Below are 17,372 nucleotides of genomic sequence, written 5' to 3' on the forward strand. Positions count from 1 at the left end.
GTGGCATTGCGCCATTTGATGCCGAAGTTCTTCAGCGGGCCGTCCTGGAACACGTAGGCGATGTCGGTGTTGCGTTCCCATTCCTTGCCGTCTTCGCGGTTGGCGCCGAGGTCGACGTTGTCGCCGGACAGGTAGCGGGTCATGAAGGTCAGGCCGGGAATGCCGAGGCTGGCGAAGTTGTAGTCGTAGCGGGCCTGCCAGGATTTCTCGTCCTTGTTGGCGAAGTCGCCGATCTGTACGTAGTTGACCAGGAAGGGGTCGGTGCCGTTGATGTAGGCGAAGCCGGTGTCGCCGCTCATGCTCTGGTAGCCGAGGCCGAAGGCATGGCCGCCGAGGGCGTAGGTGAACATGGCGCCGAAGGCCTTGTTGTCGACGTTGCTGGTGCCCTCGTCGGTGGAGCGGGCGAAGCGCAGGTCGCTCTTCAGCGACTGCTTGTCGCCCAGCGGCAGCAGGTGCACGGCGCTGACATAGTGTTGCTTGTAGAAGTCGTCCAGCTCGCCGTAGTGGTAGCCGGTGCTGAGGCTGTCGTTCCACTTGTAGCTGGCGCCGGCGAAGTTGAAGGCATCGCTGGTGGTGCCGCGGCGGAAGCTGATACCGCGGGCGCCGCCGTTGGCGATGGTCATGTCCTCGTAGTCGGAGGAGTCGCGCTGGTTGACCTGCTTGAGCTGGCCGGCGTCGAAGGTCAGGCCGTCGAGTTCCAGGGAGTTCAGGTGGCCGCCCTGGAAGGTCTGCGGCAGCAGGCGCGAGTCGTTGTACTGGACCACCGGCAGCTTGGGCAACAGGGTGCCGACCTTGAGCACGCTCTTCGAGGCGCGCAGCTTGGCGGTGAGGCCGAGTTCGCCGTATTCGTCCTGGGCGCGGCCGGTTTCGCGGTCGCGTTTCAGCAGGCCGGTGCCGCTGCGGTCGGGGCTGGAGTCGAGCTTGACGCCGAGCAGGCCGAGGGCATCGACGCCGACGCCGACCGTGCCTTCGGTGAAGCCGGATTCATAGCGCAGGAGGAAGCCCTGGGCCCACTCCTCGGCCTTGGCCTGGGGCGCATTGTCCTGGCGGAAGTCGCGGTTGAAGTAGAAATTGCGCAGTTCCAGGCTGGCCTTGCTGTCCTTGATGAATTCGGCCTGGGCGATGCCCGGCAGGGTGATACTGGCGCCAAGCGTGGCCAGGGCCACGGCTTTGGCAAGCGAGGTCTTGCTCATTGTTATTGTCTCCTCGTGGGGTGCAGGTCGGTCGGGTCGTCCTGTTACAACGAGGTGACTAAAGCATTTCGTTACAGATTCTGCAGTTAGACGATGGTCGGCCGCTCACTGGATCCACTGTGGGTAGTAGCCGAGCTTGTCCTGTACACGGGCGTCGTGGGCCGGAATCACGGTGAGCCCGGGCTCGCGCTGCAGCAGCTCGTGGACCTTCTGCAACTGGGCGCGGGTGCCTTCGCGGTCGTTGTCCACCATGCGCCGGCTGATCCAGAACTTTTCCTTCGGCCCGGTGAAACCTTCCAGGCGCCAGCTGGCATCGCCGGTGAAGAAGAAGCGACGGCCATCTTCCAGCGTCACGAACAGGCCCACCGCACCGGGTGTATGGCCGCTGAGGGGCACCAGCACCAGGCTGCGGTCACCGAAGAGGTCGAGGCTCTCCTCGAAGCCCATGAAGGGTATTGGCAGGAAGAGGAAGGGCCGCCACTTCACCCCATGGGCGAACTGGCTGGGCAACACTGCCGGCGGAGTGGCGATTTCGCTGAACTCGATTTCCTCATAGGGCGCCCAGACCGGCACTTCGGGAAAGTCCGCCAGCGCCGAGGCGTGGTCCCAGTGGGCATGGCTGAGGTAGATGCGATCGACGCGAATGCCGTCGCGATCCAACTGGTCGCGGGCCGGCGTGACCGCGCCGTACTTCATCAGCGGCTTGTCCCACCAGGGCATCTCCTTGTCGAACTGGGCGTCCACCTGACGGCCCAGGCCGGTATCGAAGAGCAGGGTGGCAGCGTGGTGCTGGATCAGCACCGCCACGTGGTTGACGGTCACCTTCTCGGTCCACTTGCCGTCCGCCACGGTGAAGGCGTCCAGGGTTTCGGTCTGGGCGGTCTTCACCAGGGCGAAACGCAGGCCCTCGGCCTGGGCGGCGAGGCCGCAGGTGCCGAGCAGGACCAACAGGAAAAGCGAACGCAAACGCATGGTCAGTTTCCTTGGGGCAGAAAGGGGGAGGGCCGCGCTACGTCGAAGCGCAGCGGCAAACGGTTGCGGCGCAGGCGCCAGCGGCCGGGGGTGAGAGCCAGCAGGCGCTCGGCGCCGGGCAGCGCCGGCAAATCGACCTGCGCGGCCGGCTCCGGCCAGTAGAGTTGCGCGCGGGCTTCCAGGTGCAGCAGGTCGCCACTGTCGAAGTCCACCCAGAGCAGGCCGCAGCGGGGCTCCAGCAGCAGGTTGCCGAGAGTGTTGAACATCAGGTTGCCGCTGTAGTCCGGCAGCCAGAGTCGGCCGCCCTCGCCCAGGTGGACGAAACCCGGTGCGCCGCCGCGGTGGGAGATGTCCACGCCGCCGCTGTGCGGGTCGAGATGCTGGCTGGCGATGAACAGGGTGTCGCTGCGCTGCACCAGCTCCAGCCAGCGCGGGTCGGGCCCGGTGCCCTGTTCAAGTGGGCCTGCCGGGCGAACTTCCCAGCGCCAGTCGCGGGCCTGGATGTACTTCGGGCAATTGCCGAAGGACTGCTGGACGGCGACGGTGAAACCTTCGCCGTCGCTCTCCACCAGCGGGCCGTTCATGCGGTTGCGCCGCCGCGTCGGCAGCTCCAGGCCGAGCAGGCCGAGGCGTGCCTCGCTGTGCAGGTTGGTGGCCAATGGATCGTCCGCCTCGGGCCGGGCATTGACGCGTAGCAAGGTCGCTTCCGGGGAGCGGGCGAAGCCCGGCTTGCCCCAGAGCACCGAGGCCTGGGGCTGGCCATCCGCATCCAGGCTGCCCACCAGCAGCCAGGGCAGCAGGGCGAAGAACTCGCGGTGCTGTTCCGGCATGTGGTCGCGGATTACCCGGCTGCCCACCGCCTCCAGTTGCTCGCGAACGCCAAGGCGAGTCTGGATGCTCTGCTCGCCAGGATGGAAGGGGCTGCTCATATAGCCTCCGGGCCCGTCACAGGCGGGGCAGTTCGAGGTAGCCGGGCAGGGCGCGGATGCGCGCGAACCAGGCCTGCAGATGGGGGTAGGGCGCCAGTGTAAGTCCGCCTTCTTCGGCCATGGCGAGATAGGGGTAGACCGCCACGTCGGCGATGCTCGGTTGCCCGCCCACCAGCCAGGTGCGGTCGGCCAGATGCGTGTTCACCAGTTCCAGCACCTGGCGGCCCTTGGCCTGCGCGCCTTCGAGGTCGCCGGGGCGGCGGAACAGATGGATCACCCTCGCCGAGGCAGGGCCCTGGTGCACTTCATTGGCGGCATAGCTCAACCAACTGGCGACATGGGCCTGCTGCAGGGCGTCTTCGGGGAGCCAGGCGGGTGCGTAGCGCCGTGCCAGATAAACAAGTATGGCCTGGGAGTCGGCCACCGGCTGGTCCTGGTCCACCAGTACCGGCACCTGGCCGCGTGGGTTGATGGCGAGGAATTCCGGGCGCTTCTGCGCGCCGGCGGGCAGGTCGACATGCACCACCTCGGCCTGCTGGCCGATCAGGCCGAGGAACAGGCGCACCTTGTAGCAATTGCCGGAAAGGGGGAAGTCGTGGAGTTGCATGGCGGCGTCCTTTGTTGTGGGTTATGGTGTCGAATACTAGACAGACAGGTCTGTATATTTCAAGGTCGATTTCACTCGAACCTCGCCGGGGCTTGTGTGGCGCGGGTTTGAGCCGGCGCGGGCGGTTGCGCATAATGCGTCGGTCCAGGAGGTTCACATGGCTTCAAGCAAACGCGATCAGTTGATCGACACCGCCATCGCGCTGTTCTACCGCGACGGTTTCCATGCCACCGGCATCGACCGGATCCTCGCCGAGTCCGGTGTGGCGAAAATGACCCTCTACAAGCACTTCAAGTCCAAGGACGAGCTGATCGAGGCGGCCCTGCAGAAGCGCCTGGAACCGAGCCGGCAGCGTATGGCCTGGGCCTTGGACAATCTCTCGCCGAAAGCGGCGATCTTCGCTGTCTTCGACGGGCTGCACGCACTGATCCACGACGGCGAGTTCTTCGGTTGCGCCTTCGTCAACGCCGCCGCCGAGTTCCATGACCGCGAGCACCCCATCCATTGTGTCGCCGCGAGCCACAAGGCCAACGCCGAGCGGCATTTCCGCATCGCCCTGGAGCGCTTGGAGGTCGCCGAGCCCGAGCGCCTCGCGCGCCAGTTGCAATACCTGATGGAAGGGGCCATCACCATGGCCCATATGCAGGGGCCGGGTGACCAGGCGCTGGAAGCCAAGGACGCGGCCGCCATCCTGTTGCGCGCCGCCGGGGCCTGAGTCTCGATCCACTGGTCGGGGCTGGCTCAAGCTCCTCGGCCATCGGCCGCAACAGAGGGGGCACCGTCGACCTCGGATCCCCGCCATGATTGCCCTGGCCTCTCTCGCACCTTCCGCCCACCGCGGTGCCTTCCCCGGCCTCGCCGCCGCCATGTCGCGCAACCAGGTGGATGCCCAGCAAGCACTGGCCGACGCCTTCGATCGCGCCCAGGCCGAGACGCTCAACAAGGGCCTGCTGGATGGCCTGCAACCCTTGCAGGACAAGGCCCAGGGGCAGTCCCCGGCAGCTTGAGCGCGTGCTAGAATTCGCGCCTCGCTGATCTCCGAGGCGCTTCCCGATGCTTCCTGAATGCCAACTCTTCGGCACCCTTGGCTGTCACCTGTGCGAGGTGGCGGAAGGCGTGCTCATGCCCTTCGTCGAGCGCGGCCTGATGGTGGAGCTGGTGGATATCGCCGACCGGGAAGAGTGGGTCCAGGCCTACGGCCTGCGCATTCCCGTCCTGCGCCGTTGCGATAACGGCAGCGAACTGGGCTGGCCCTTCGATGCGACCGCGGTGGCGTCCTTCCTTTCCAACTGAGCCATCCCGCCTGAGCCAAGGCGTGCCGCTGCACATATCAGGCAATACCACCTTCCCTACGAGCCGGCACTGTTCCGGCTGTTCTCGCACTTGACCTCGTCCTGGTATCGGCAAGCTGGCCGCCGTGGAGGCGCTGCCTCTGTCTCACACTCATTGTGAAATTTCATACGAGCAAAGGGTCTTGTGAGCCTTCAGGTACCGTCAATAGATTTCTGCTGCCGTCGAGAATGCAAACCTGAATCACTAATTTTCGATGGCAGGCAACCGTCATTGCTCATTCGAAGTACAGACGGTCGGAAAGGATCTGCCACGGAAGCGGGAAATGCAGAACAAGGATGCAGGGGCGTCGGAGGCACAGGCGACGGAGGGTGCCGCGCCATTGGATACAGGCTTGGCCTGCCTGGTGATGCTGGCGCGTTTCCACAACGTTGCAGCCTCCGCCGAACAACTGGCCCATGAGTTTGCCGAGGCTGGCGACACGCTGAGTGCCACCGAACTGCTAATGGCTGCGCGCAGGCTGGGGCTGAAGGCCAAACGGGTGCGTACCCGGCGCGAGCGCTTGAGCCACACGCCATTACCGGCCATCGCCATCTCCAGGGCGGGTGATTTCTTCATCGTGGCGCGCCTGGACGACAACAAGGCGCTGATCCACGACCCCCGCACCGGGCAGCCGGAAGTCCTCGATAACGGAGCCTTCGATGAGCGCTGGGCGGGCGAGTTGCTACTCATCCGTTCTGAAGCTTCCCTGGCGGGCGAACTCGCCAGGTTCGATTTCACCTGGTTCATCCCGGCCATCGTCAAATACCGCAAGTTGCTGGGCGAAGTGCTGCTGGTGTCGTTCGTCCTGCAGATATTCGCCTTGCTAACGCCGCTGTTCTTCCAGGTGGTGATGGACAAGGTGCTGGTCCATCGCGGCCTTTCCACGCTGGACGTGATAGCAGTCGGCCTGCTGGGGATCATGCTGTTCGAAACGCTGCTCAGCGGTTTGCGCAGTTACGTCTTTGCCCATACCGCCAGCCGGATCGACGTCGAACTGGGCTCCAGGCTTTTCCGCCACCTGGTGACCCTTCCGCTGGCCTACTTTCAGGCCAGGCGGGTAGGGGACTCGGTGGCGCGCGTCAGGGAGCTGGAAAATATCCGCAACTTCCTGACCGGCAACGCCATCACCTTGCTGCTGGACGTGCTGTTCTCCGTGGTGTTCATCGCCGTGATGTGCTTCTACAGCGGCTGGCTGACGCTGGTGGTGGTACTGTCGCTGCCCCTTTATTTCGTACTCTCCCTGTTCATCACGCCGCCACTGCGGGCGCGCCTTCAGGAAAGCTTCAACCGGGGCGCGGAGAACCAGGCGTTCCTGGTCGAGACCATGAACGGCATCGACACCCTCAAGTCGATGGCCGTAGAGCCGCAGATCAACCGCCGCTGGGATAACCAGTTGGCGGGCTATGTGGCTGCCAGTTTCAGGACCCGGACCCTGTCGACGCTGGCCAATGAAGGCGTATCGCTGATCGGCAAGTTGGTGACCGTGGCGACCCTGTGGCTCGGCGCGCGCCTGGTCATCGACGGGGAGCTCAGCGTTGGCCAGTTGATCGCCTTCAACATGCTGGCCGGTCGGGTGGCGCAGCCCATCATGCGCCTGGCGCAGCTGTGGACTGACTTCCAGCAAACCGGCGTCTCAATCCAGCGTCTGGGCGATATCCTCGATACCCGCAGCGAGCTGTCGCAGGCTTCGCGTTCGGCATTGCCACCCTTGCGTGGACGAATCGAGTTCGACCAGGTGCACTTCCGCTATCGGCCCGATACCTCCGAAGTGCTGCGTGGCATCAGCGTGACGATCCAGGCGGGCGAAGTGATTGGCGTGGTCGGCCGTTCCGGTTCGGGCAAGAGCACCCTGACGCGCTTGCTGCAGCGTCTCTATGCCCCCGAGCGGGGAAGGGTGCTGGTGGATGGCATGGACCTGGCCCTGGCGGATGTCTCCTCGCTGCGCCGGCAGATCGGCGTGGTACTGCAGGAGAACATGCTATTCAACCGCAGCATCCGCGAAAACATCGCCCTCGCCGACCCCGGCGCCCCCATCGAAACTGTCATCCTGGCAGCCCGGCTGGCAGGCGCCCATGAGTTCATTCTCGAGCTGCCGGAAGGCTACGACACTGTGGTGGGGGAACACGGCACTTCGCTGTCCGGCGGCCAGCGGCAGCGCATCGCCATCGCCCGCGCACTGATGGGCAATCCGCGCATCCTGATCTTCGACGAGGCCACTAGCGCGCTGGACTATGAGTCCGAGCGGGTCATCCAGCAGAACATGCAGGCTATCTGCAAGGGGCGCACGGTGATCATCATCGCCCACCGCCTCTCCACGGTGCGCAATGCCAACCGCATCCTGGTACTGGACCGCGGCCAGCTCGTCGAGCAAGGCACTCATGCCGAGCTGCTGGCCCACCAGGCCGGCCATTACGCGCGGCTGCACCGTCTGCAAGGGGGCGCCGCATGAACACGTCCTCCGCGACGCGCGAGCTTCTACGCCTTTACCGCCGCGCCTGGCGCCATGCCTGGCGCAGCCGCAAGGCCATGGATGCCCCGCCGCGCCTGGCCCACGAAATACAGTTCCTCCCCGCCGCGCTGGCGCTGCAGGAGCAGCCGGTCCATCCGGCTCCTCGCTACATCCAGTGGGTCATCATGGCATTTGCCGCCCTGGCGCTGCTCTGGGCCTGCCTGGGCGAGATAGACGTGGTGGCCACTGCCACCGGACGGATAGTCCCCAACGGCAAGAGCAAGGTCATCCAGTCCAGCGACGTGGCGGTGGTCAAGGCCATCCATGTCCACGACGGCCAGTGGGTCAAGGCCGGGGACCTGCTGGTGGAGTTGGATGCCCAGATCACCGCTGCGGATGTCGAACGCCTGAAAAGCGACCTGCTGGCCGCCCAGGTGGACAACGCCAGGGCCCGCGCCTTGCTTGACGCCATACAACACGAACGCGAGCCGGCCTCCCTGGCCGAGTTCATTCCCCAAGCCACGCCCCAACAACAGCAGGCTGCCCAACGCTGGCTGCAAGGGCAGTACCTGGAGCTGCGCAGCACCCTCGAACAGGGAGCCGCCGAGATCGACCAGCGCGCAGCCGAAATCCGGGCGTCCGACGCCAGCATCGCCTCCCTGCGGGAAAGCCTGCCCATCGCCCGGCAGCTTTCGGCCGACTACAAGAGGCTGCTGGACAAGGGCATCGTCGGCAAGCATGCCTGGTTGCAGAAAGAGCAGGCGCGGTTGGAGCAAGAGCGCGAACTCCAGGTGCAGCACGCGCGGCTGCAGGAACTGACGGCCGCCAGGAAGGAGGCCGAGCATGGCCGGCGAAGCGTCATTGCCCAGACCCGTCGCGCCATGCTCGACCTGCAGCATGAATCCGCCCAGACGATCGCGGCCCTGACCCAGGAACTGAAAAAGGCCGAGCAGCGCAACCGCCTGATGCGCCTGATCGCCCCCGTGGACGGCACCGTCCAGCAACTGGCGATCCATACCGACGGCGGCGTGGTCACCGAAGCCCAGCCACTGATGGTGATCGTACCCAGCGACCAACCGGTGGAAGTGGAAGCCATGCTGGAGAACAAGGACATCGGCTTCGTTCGGCCTGGGCAGGACGTTGAGATCAAGGTCGAGACCTTCACCTTCACCAAGTACGGCGTGGTGCACGGCACCGTGCAGAGCATTTCCAGCGACGCCATCGACGACGAAAAACTTGGCCTCGTCTACAGCACCCGGATTCAGCTCAGGGAAAACAGCATCCGAGTCGGTGAAAACACCATCGCGTTATCGCCGGGCATGGCGATTCGGGCGGAAGTCAAAACCGACAAACGCCGGGTGATCGAATATTTCCTAAGCCCGCTGCAGCAATACGCCAGTGAAGGTCTGGTGGAGCGTTGATGTGTGGGCTGTTGAAATGCCGGAGGGGAACTTGGCAATCAGGATGCTTCCGATTGGAGAGGGGAAGTTGATATATCGCGCCACGCTCGCGTGCCTGTTGTTGTCGCTGGCTGCACCGGCGAAAGCGCAGGGACCTGCGCCTGTCAGGACGTTTGGCGACTGGAGCGTGCTATGGGTACAGGAAAGCGTGAATTTGATGGCGGTTACGCTCGATAACTACGGGAACTATATCGCCCTTCGCTGCCTGGTCCAGGAGCAGCGATGCCTGCATGTTCTTTCGGTCAATTCCAGTTGCCAGGCCGACGTGAGTTATCCCGTGCTTGTCAGCAGTGGCACGAATTCCCGTGCCATGGGCTTTTCTTGTCGGGATGCCGAAAGTTCAACGGAGTTGGTGGCTGATGATCAGGGCGAGATACATGAAATCTGGAAGCGGGACGGTTTCCTAGGTATTTCGATATCAGTCACGGATGGCCATTTCAAAAATGCCAGGTTCAGTATGATAGGTGCTTTTGAGGCCATGGAGTATGTGAAGAAATATACGCGGGAGCAGGATGATGTTGAACATCAATTGTAGGCATTTGTTTCCTTATGTGGGTGCAGTGGTGCGAAATAAAATTCAAATGAATTATATCCCTTCTGCGTTGGTGTGAGGTCAGATTAGTGGGGTGAAGGAGGTGGCGTATATGAGCTCTGGTGAGGGTTGTTTCTGGGGTCGAATTGCTCCCCAAAAAGCATTTATGGTTGCACTTCTGACTTACTCGATGCTGCTGGCGGGTTGCTCTGAGAAGTTGTGGCTTATAAAGCCATTTGATGTTTCAAAGAGCAGTCAGGTTGTCATGGCTAATTTTCTTATAAAGAAGGAGGGTGACTATCAGTTTTCTTTGTTGTTCGTCTGGAAGGACAGCCTGCGTGAGATGGAAGAGCAGGAGGAGATTTTCGGAAGTGGTGGTGTGCCTATAGAGATGGGTGAGTCGAATTTTGAGGGGAATAAGGGTGTTCCGATTCCGCTGGATCTTCGATTGGTCAAAGATGGGACGCTCCTTTTGGAGGAGCGCGTGGACACATCGGGGGTGGCGTACTACCAATCTTTTGAGTATGAGGGGAGTTCGAAGAGTGCAGCGGGTAGGCTAATAAAAAATATTTCCCTTGAGCCGGGGAATTATTTTGTAGAGGTTAGGACGGTTATAGATATTAAGGAGTTTGCCGGAGGTGAGAGCTATATAAAATTTGCGTATTACAAGCCGAAAATATAAATGCTCATGGAGAGGTTGAGAGGCGATGGATGGTAAAAGATACACAGTTACCTATAAGGTTGCTGCTGTGGGAAGCAGATATATATATCAGGAAAATAGTAATGGTCATAAGGTAGGCGACGAACACTCATCCTCGGGTGGGCACATGTGGTATAGCCTGAGTGATGGGGTCAACAAAAAAAGTTTTGGGTTCTCTTCGGAGCGGGAAGAGATTTTTGGCCCTGGTCGCGTTACGCCGTATGACGACAAGGGATATCAGCAAACGGTGTATGAAGTTACTTTGGATTTGTCTAAGGAGCAGTATGATATATTGCTTTCGTTCTCGAATAGCCCAAAGGCGTTTGGCTTTAATGGCGATGAATATCATCTCCTGAAAAATAGTTGTGTTGATTTTGCTTACTCATCACTAAAGGCGATTGGTTATAATGAAAAGGGTTTTCAAGGGAAATTATTTCCTGCCGATAATGTTGGAAAACTCAATGAGCTATTCATGAATTATGGTGCGACTATTATTCGCGACGACCTGAAGCGTCGAGGTGAGTACTACGAAGACAAGGATGCAAAGTCCTGCATATGGCTCGGTGGCTATGAGCAGATAATCCGAGTGTCCATGGAGCACTTGTCCTCACCCAATAACCGGTTCTCCTTGGCAAAGGCATTAGATGTCGAGTACCAAGCTGGCAAGTGGTACAAAACCGCTCAGATCGGCCAGGGGTTGTATAACGATTTCACCAAGTGGTTCTCCACCACACTGGTCAACTCCTTCAAGGGTTCCAAGTCTCCAGGTTTTGATTTCAAACTCGACACTAGCGGCCTGCGCTACACGCCCATAGGCGCTTTCTACGAATCACGCACGCCGGCCACCGACAATGCCCCCTCCATTGCCAGCAAGACCCCGGTGCTGCTCGACAGCGCCGGCAACGCCCAGTCGGCTGCGACGCTGGCCGCGCTGGATGCGAATCGCGATGGCAGGTTGAGTGGCGATGAGCTGGGGTCGCTGCGGGCCTGGGCGGACCTCAATGAAAACGGGGTGATCGACACGGGGGAACTGCAGAGCCTCGGCAAGTCAGGGCTATCGCTGGTCCGCGAAACCGATTACGGCTTCTACACCCGTGGCAACGCCCGCATTGCCTGGAATCCTGCGACACCGGGCCGGCCAAACGAGCATGTCGGCGTACCGGCCCAGCCCGATCACACGAGGCCTGTGCCGGGCAGCAACTATCGGGCATTGCGGGATACGGATCAGATATTCAATAGCAAAGCGGCCTTGGTCATCTGGAAGCCCACTCAGGTCAAAGTCAATTTCCAGAACCAGACCTACCTGATCGGTACCGACGGCGACGACCGCTTCGATGCCAACTACTACGCCCAGTACGCCTTCATCAACAGCGCGTTGCTGGTGAACTTCCTCGGTGGCGGGGGCAATGACGTTGTCGGTGGCAGTGTACGCAACGACAGCATCTGGGGCGGTACCGGCAACGACCTTCTGCTCGGCTACGCCGGCGACGACAGCCTGTACGGCGAGGAAGGGGACGATGAGCTGCAGGGCCATGACGGCGCCGACTACCTGGACGGCGGCATAGGCAATGACAAGCTGTTCGGCGGCAATGGCAATGATGTGCTGCATGGGGCCGATGGCGATGACGGGCTCAGCGGCGAGGCGGGGGACGACAGCCTGTATGGTGGCCGCGGCGACGATCTCCTCCTTGGTGGCCTGGGCAACGACCTGCTGGATGGCGGGGAGGGCAATGATCAGCTGCTGGGCGAGGCGGGTAACGACATTCTGTTTGGCGGAGATGGCCATGACGAACTGCAGGGTGGTGACGGCCATGACCAACTGCTGGGGGAGGCCGGGAACGATCGACTGTTCGGCCAGGCCGGCAACGACGTCCTCTGGGGTGCTGCCGGCGATGATTTGCTGATCGGTTTCAACGCGTTCAACGAGGCGAGTCAGAGTCTGTTTCCGGGCGAAAGCGATGACGATCAGCTCTTCGGCGGTGCCGGCGCGGACAGCCTCTATGGCGGCCTGGGCAATGACCTGCTCGATGGCGGCACGGAGAATGACTTCCTGGCCGGAAACGAAGGCCATGACAGCCTGTTTGGCGGCGCGGGCGACGATGAACTGCAGGGCGGCGATGGTCATGATCAGTTGCTGGGGGAGGAGGGTAATGACCGACTGTTCGGCCAGGCCGGCAACGACATCCTATGGGGCGGCGATGGCGACGACCTGCTGAAGGGATTCACTGGTAGCAACGAGGCCAAGCAAAGCCTGTCGGCCGGTGAAACCGATGACGACACCCTCCACGGCGGCGCTGGTAATGACCTGCTGCTTGGCGGCCTGGGCAACGACACGTTGTTTGGGGATACGGGTAACGACGAGCTGCAAGGCGGCGATGGCCATGATCTGCTCTACGGCGGGGAGGGCAACGACCGGCTGTTTGGCCAGGTGGGCAATGACGTGCTCTATGGCGGTGACGGCGACGATCTGCTGGTGGGCTTCACCGCGGACAATGAAAGCAAGCAGAGCTTGGGGGGCAGTGAGACGGACAATGACTGGCTGTATGGCGGAGCGGGTAACGACACCCTGCTCGGCGGTCTCGGCGACGACTACCTGGATGGCGGTGCCGGCAGCGATCTGATGGAGGGCGGCAAGGGCAACGACACCTACATCGTTAACAGCGTCAACGACGTCATCCTCGAACATGCCGGCGAGGGCTACGACACCGTAATCAGCAGCGCCAACTACCTGCTCAATGCCAATATCGAGGAGCTGCGCCTGGTGGAGGGCTTCGACATCCATGCCACCGGCAATGCCCTGGACAACAAGCTGATCGGCAACAGCCGCAACAACATCCTCGATGGCGTCACGGGCAAGGACATCATGATCGGCGGCGCCGGCGACGATACCTATTACGTCGACAATGTCGGTGACCAGGTCATCGAACTGGCCGGAGACGGTGTGGACACGGTGCAGAGCAGCATCAGCCATGCGCTGGCGGCCAACGTGGAAAACCTCATCCTGCTGGACTTTGCCAAGGCCGAGAAAGGCCTGGTGGATGGCGAGCGTACGCTGGTGTACGGCTACCCGAAGCGATATGAACTCGATTACATGCAGGGCGATGCCGTGCCTGATTTCCACGGCACCTGTGCCTTGACGGCGATCGCCAACCTGCTGACCCAGTCCGACCGCCCGACGACCGAGGGCGAGGTGGTCAAACTGGCTATCGACAACCGCTGGACTGTGAGCGACGCGGCTCGGCCGGCCCATGAACGTGGTGGCTCGAACTTCGCTCAGCAGCAGGCGATCCTCGACCGCTACGGCATCCGCAACGAACTGCTGGCCGGCTACAACGAGCAGGGTGTTGCCAACCTGATTCGCAGCGGGCGCGGCGTCATCCTCGCGGTCAATGCAGGCGTACTGTGGGATGACCCGACCCAGGTGGCGGATGGCGCGGTAAACCATGTGGTGACCGTAACCGGCGCTGCCTACAGCGAGACGAGCGGCAAGTTGCTGGGCTTCTACATTGCCGACTCTGGCCGGCAGAGGGTCAGCGACATGACCCGCTTTGTGAGCCTGGAGAAGTTCCGACTGGCTGCAAATGTCGCCGGCAGCTATGCGATCTACACCATCGAGCCGCTGAAACTTTGGAATGAGGACATCGATGGCCAAGGCAACGGCCTGGACAACGTATTGATGGGTAACCGTGGCAACAACCTGCTCAACGGCGGCGCCGGCAACGATACCCTCGGCGGCGGCGCCGGCACAGACAGGCTGTACGGCTATACCGGTAGCGACACCTACCTGTTCAACCTGGGCGACGGGCACGACACCATCATCGAAGTGGAAGCCATGTGGAACACCGACGTCCTGAAGTTCGGCGCCGGTATCGCGGCAGCCGACATCGATGTCAAGCGGGAGGGGGACAGCCTGGTGCTGCAGCATCGAAATGGCCAGGATCAGGTCACCATCGGCGGCTGGTTCCTAGCCTCCTATGGCTACACCGACTATCACCGCCTGAGCCGCGTCGAGTTCGCCGACGGTAGCCAGTGGCGCCGCGATCATCTTTCCGTTGGTGATGGCAACGACACGCTCATTGGAGGTGACACCCATGACGTGCTGAAGGGGTTTGGCGGCAACGATACCCTCGATGGTGGCGCGGGCAATGACACCCTCAGCGGCGGAACCGGCAATGACAGGCTGTACGGGTACACCGGCAGCGACACCTACCTGTTCAACCTGGGCGACGGGCACGACACCATCATCGAAGTGGAGGCCATGTGGAACACCGACGTCCTGAAGTTCGGCGCCGGTATCGTGGCGGCCGACATCGGGGTCAGTCGGGAGGGCGATAGCCTGGTATTGCAGCATCGCAATGGCGAGGATCAGGTCACCATCGGCGGCTGGTTCCTCGCCTCCTATGGCTACGCCGATTACCACCGCTTGAGCCGTGTCGAGTTTGCCGACGGTACCCGGTGGCACCGCGATCAGATTTCAAACTGGGCGGTATCGGAGGTAAGGGGGAGTAGCGGCAACGACAGGCTCATCGGAGGGGACACCCATGATGTGCTGAAGGGCTTCAGTGGCAACGACAACCTCGATGGGTTGGCTGGCGACGACAGGCTCCACGGCGGCGATGGCGATGACACCCTACTGGGCGGAGTGGGCCAGGACTATCTGGACGGCGGGCTGGGCAACGATACCCTCGACGGTGGCCTGGGCAATGACACCCTCAACGGCGGAACCGGCAATGACAGGCTGTACGGGTACACCGGCAGCGACACCTATCTGTTCAATCTGGGCGACGGGCACGACACCATCATCGAAGTCGAAGCCATGTGGAACATCGATGTCCTGAAATTCGGCTCCGGTATTGTGGCAGCCGACATTGAGGTCAGTCGGCAGGGCGATAGCCTGGTGTTGCAGCATCGTAATGGCCAGGATCAGGTCACTATCGGCAGCTGGTTCCTGGCCTCCTATGGCTACACCGACTATCACCGCTTGAGCCGTGTCGAGTTTGCCGACGGTATCCAGTGGAGCCGCGAGCAGCTCTCCCTGTGGGCGGCATCGGCAATAAGGGGCAGTGACGGCAATGACACGCTCGCCGGGAGTGACGCTGATGACGTAATGAAGGGGTATGGCGGCAACGATACTTTCGATGGTGGCGCGGGCAACGACACCCTCATCGGAGGGGCTGGGGATGATCGCCTGTACGGCCACACCGGCAGCGACACCTATCTTTTCAATCTGGGCGACGGGCACGACACCATCATCGAGGTGGAAGCCATGTGGAACACCGACGTCCTGAAGTTCGGCGCCGGCATCGTGGCGGCCGACATCGGGGTCAGTCGGGAGGGCGATAGCCTGGTATTGCAGCATCGCAATGGCGAGGATCAGGTCACGATCGGCGGCTGGTTCCTGGCCTCCTATGGCTATACCGACTATCACCGCTTGAGCCATGTCGAGTTTGCTGACGGTAGCCAGTGGAGCCGCGATCAGCTTTCCGCATGGGCGCAGTCGAATCCCAAGCAGAAAGGTGTGGGGCCTGATCCAGCACGGATGCTGTACGGCGCCACCGGTAACGGAGGCGATAGCGTGGTTGCCAGCGGTGCGGGCACTGCCCCTTATGACCTGGGGCACAGCCATAGCCTCGAGGCCACGCTCGAGAGCGGCCCAACAGAGAGCTCTGCAAACAGCCTGAACATCAAGCTACTGGGTACTTCCGACAAGCTGACGATCAGGGACTGGTCTGTCGGGGCGGCGAATGACCTGGAGGTGTTCAACACGACAGACGGCATTACCCAGTTGGATGGGCAGGTACAGAACCTGGTGAATGCGATGGCTGCCTTCGCCCCGCCTGGATCGGCACAAACCACCCTGCCGGCTAGCTATCAGACTGAACTGTCGTCGGTGATTGCGGCGAACTGGCGGTGATTGTTGGCCCGGGATCAGCGGCAAACCTGCTTGCTCGAGCGCCCCGGGCCCCTCACGAAAAATCCCAGGCAATAAAAAACCCGCCTTTAAAGGCGGGTTTTTCGGGATTTGGTCGGAGCGACTGGATTCGAACCAGCGACCTTCTCGTCCCGAACGAGACGCGCTACCAAGCTGCGCTACGCTCCGTTGTGTGGCGCGCATTCTACAGAAAAACTTTTGGCCTACAAGGGGTTAGCGAAAATTTTTTTAAATTCTTTGCGCTGGGATCAGGCTGAAGGCGGGAGGCTGCGAGTGGCGCGGGGATTGGCGGGGGAGGCGAGGGCCCGCTCAGCAAGAAGTGCAGGAGCGGGCCGCGAGGATCAGAGTTCCTTGATGGTGCGGACCTGATCCTTGTTCACCTTGGCCTGTTTACCGTCGAGTTGCTCGAACTGGTAGAAACCGGTGTCCTCGTCGTATTCGGGAGTGTCCACGACTTGGAGCTCGCGTCCGTCATTGAGGGTGATCACGCTCGGCGAGGAGCAGCCGGCGAGAGTGATAAGACCCATTGCGAGCAGGAAAGCGGGGACTATCCGCTGGTTCATTTGTCATCTCCTTAGATGATTACGCTGGTTGTACGACGTTTCAGACGAGAGACATCCGTCCAAAGTTCCAGCGAACTGCTTCAATTCTTCAGCTGGTTGTCGCCCAGCAGCTCCGGCGTATTGATATTGGCCAGGCGCGGATCGCCTTCGGGGCAGTCCACCGCCACCGGGTCGAGTTGGCGAAAAATGCGTTGTGGGCTGCGTTCTCCGGCCCGCCAGCCGGCGTCCAGGGCGGGTAGCAAGGCGCGGGGCAGGACGCAGAACAGCGGCTCCCAGAATTTTCCCTGGCGCAGCATGACGGGCCGCTCGCAGGCGGCGTGCAGCAGGCTGTCGATCAGCGCGTCATCCACCAGCGGCGCGTCGCAGGGCAGGACCAGCACCTGCTCGTGGCGGGCCACCGCCAGGCCGGCGCGGATGCCGGCGAGGGGGCCGGGGTAGTCCGGGCTGTCGTCCTGCACCAACTGGTCGGCCCAGGCGGCGTATCGCTCGGCATTGCGGTTGCAGGAAATGATCAGGTCGTCGGTGAGGGGGCGCACGCGCTCGTGCAGCCAGGCGATCAATGGCCGGCCCTGCCACTCCAGCAGACCCTTGTCGCGGCCGCCCATGCGTTGCCCGCGCCCGCCGCAAAGCAGCAGGATAGAGCAGGGCGGCAAAGGCATGTCGGGCATGGCGCGGTCTCCGGGGCGGCGCTGTGATATAACAC

At 61.9% G+C, this 17,372-nt stretch carries 14 protein-coding genes and 1 tRNA gene; 8 read left to right on the top strand and 7 right to left on the bottom strand.

Annotation, left to right across the window (positions count from 1 at the left end; all coding sequences use genetic code 11):
- The 4 genes from E8F12_RS12455 to E8F12_RS12470 all read right to left on the bottom strand — a co-directional run.
- A partial coding sequence (locus E8F12_RS12455) for an OprD family porin (RefSeq protein ID WP_280325554.1) occupies positions 1-1,193 on the bottom strand: 1,193 nt, incomplete at its 3' end.
- Between the two features lie 105 nt (positions 1,194-1,298).
- Entirely contained in the window at positions 1,299-2,165 is an 867-nt protein-coding gene (locus E8F12_RS12460) for an MBL fold metallo-hydrolase (protein WP_280325555.1), read from the bottom strand.
- A gap of 2 nt (positions 2,166-2,167) precedes the next feature.
- Positions 2,168-3,094: a pyridoxamine 5'-phosphate oxidase family protein gene (locus E8F12_RS12465; protein WP_280325556.1), complete on the bottom strand. Its 927-nt coding sequence runs from the start codon at positions 3,092-3,094 to the stop codon at positions 2,168-2,170.
- Positions 3,095-3,110: 16 nt separating this feature from the next.
- Positions 3,111-3,701, bottom strand: coding sequence for a glutathione S-transferase family protein (locus E8F12_RS12470; RefSeq protein WP_280325557.1), 591 nt, complete (start codon positions 3,699-3,701; stop codon positions 3,111-3,113).
- Positions 3,702-3,858: 157 nt separating this feature from the next.
- On the opposite strand from E8F12_RS12470, the gene E8F12_RS12475 reads away from it, so the two are divergent.
- The 8 genes from E8F12_RS12475 to E8F12_RS12510 all read left to right on the top strand — a co-directional run bounded on the left by E8F12_RS12475 (position 3,859) and on the right by E8F12_RS12510 (position 16,088).
- Positions 3,859-4,416 carry a TetR family transcriptional regulator gene (locus tag E8F12_RS12475; protein WP_280325558.1) on the top strand — a complete coding sequence of 186 codons (558 nt, stop codon included), beginning with the start codon at positions 3,859-3,861 and terminating at the stop codon, positions 4,414-4,416.
- Positions 4,417-4,501: 85 nt separating this feature from the next.
- The gene (locus E8F12_RS12480; protein WP_280325559.1) at positions 4,502-4,708 is read left to right on the top strand and encodes a hypothetical protein; all 207 of its coding nucleotides are present in this window, start codon (positions 4,502-4,504) and stop codon (positions 4,706-4,708) included.
- 46 nt (positions 4,709-4,754) lie between these two features.
- Positions 4,755-4,994, top strand: a complete 240-nt coding sequence (locus E8F12_RS12485) for a glutaredoxin family protein (RefSeq protein ID WP_280325560.1) — start codon at positions 4,755-4,757, stop codon at positions 4,992-4,994.
- Between the two features lie 322 nt (positions 4,995-5,316).
- Positions 5,317-7,482 carry a type I secretion system permease/ATPase gene (locus tag E8F12_RS12490; RefSeq protein ID WP_280325561.1) on the top strand — a complete coding sequence of 722 codons (2,166 nt, stop codon included), beginning with the start codon at positions 5,317-5,319 and terminating at the stop codon, positions 7,480-7,482.
- Positions 7,479-8,903 (top strand): HlyD family type I secretion periplasmic adaptor subunit, encoded by a 1,425-nt coding sequence (locus tag E8F12_RS12495; RefSeq protein ID WP_280325562.1) that lies wholly within the window; start codon positions 7,479-7,481, stop codon positions 8,901-8,903. The genes E8F12_RS12490 and E8F12_RS12495 overlap by 4 nt, the downstream gene beginning before the upstream one ends.
- Complete coding sequence (locus E8F12_RS12500; protein ID WP_280325563.1) at positions 8,881-9,477, top strand: hypothetical protein; 597 nt, start codon at positions 8,881-8,883, stop codon at positions 9,475-9,477. The genes E8F12_RS12495 and E8F12_RS12500 overlap by 23 nt, the downstream gene beginning before the upstream one ends.
- A gap of 109 nt (positions 9,478-9,586) precedes the next feature.
- Positions 9,587-10,156, top strand: coding sequence for a DUF5625 family protein (locus E8F12_RS12505; RefSeq protein ID WP_280325564.1), 570 nt, complete (start codon positions 9,587-9,589; stop codon positions 10,154-10,156).
- Between the two features lie 145 nt (positions 10,157-10,301).
- Complete coding sequence (locus E8F12_RS12510; RefSeq protein ID WP_280325565.1) at positions 10,302-16,088, top strand: calcium-binding protein; 5,787 nt, start codon at positions 10,302-10,304, stop codon at positions 16,086-16,088.
- A gap of 109 nt (positions 16,089-16,197) precedes the next feature.
- On the opposite strand, the gene E8F12_RS12515 is transcribed toward E8F12_RS12510, so the two are convergent.
- The 3 genes from E8F12_RS12515 to mobA all read right to left on the bottom strand — a co-directional run bounded on the left by E8F12_RS12515 (position 16,198) and on the right by mobA (position 17,337).
- Positions 16,198-16,274 (bottom strand) — tRNA-Pro (locus tag E8F12_RS12515).
- Positions 16,275-16,447: 173 nt separating this feature from the next.
- Positions 16,448-16,669, bottom strand: a complete 222-nt coding sequence (locus E8F12_RS12520; protein ID WP_280290734.1) for a YgdI/YgdR family lipoprotein — start codon at positions 16,667-16,669, stop codon at positions 16,448-16,450.
- Between the two features lie 80 nt (positions 16,670-16,749).
- A complete protein-coding gene (mobA, locus tag E8F12_RS12525) occupies positions 16,750-17,337 on the bottom strand; it encodes a molybdenum cofactor guanylyltransferase MobA (RefSeq protein ID WP_280325567.1) in 588 nt (195 codons plus the stop codon).
- Positions 17,338-17,372 lie beyond the last annotated feature (35 nt).

It is taken from the genome of Pseudomonas sp. BN102, from assembly GCF_029871245.1.
Classification (GTDB): domain Bacteria; phylum Pseudomonadota; class Gammaproteobacteria; order Pseudomonadales; family Pseudomonadaceae; genus Metapseudomonas.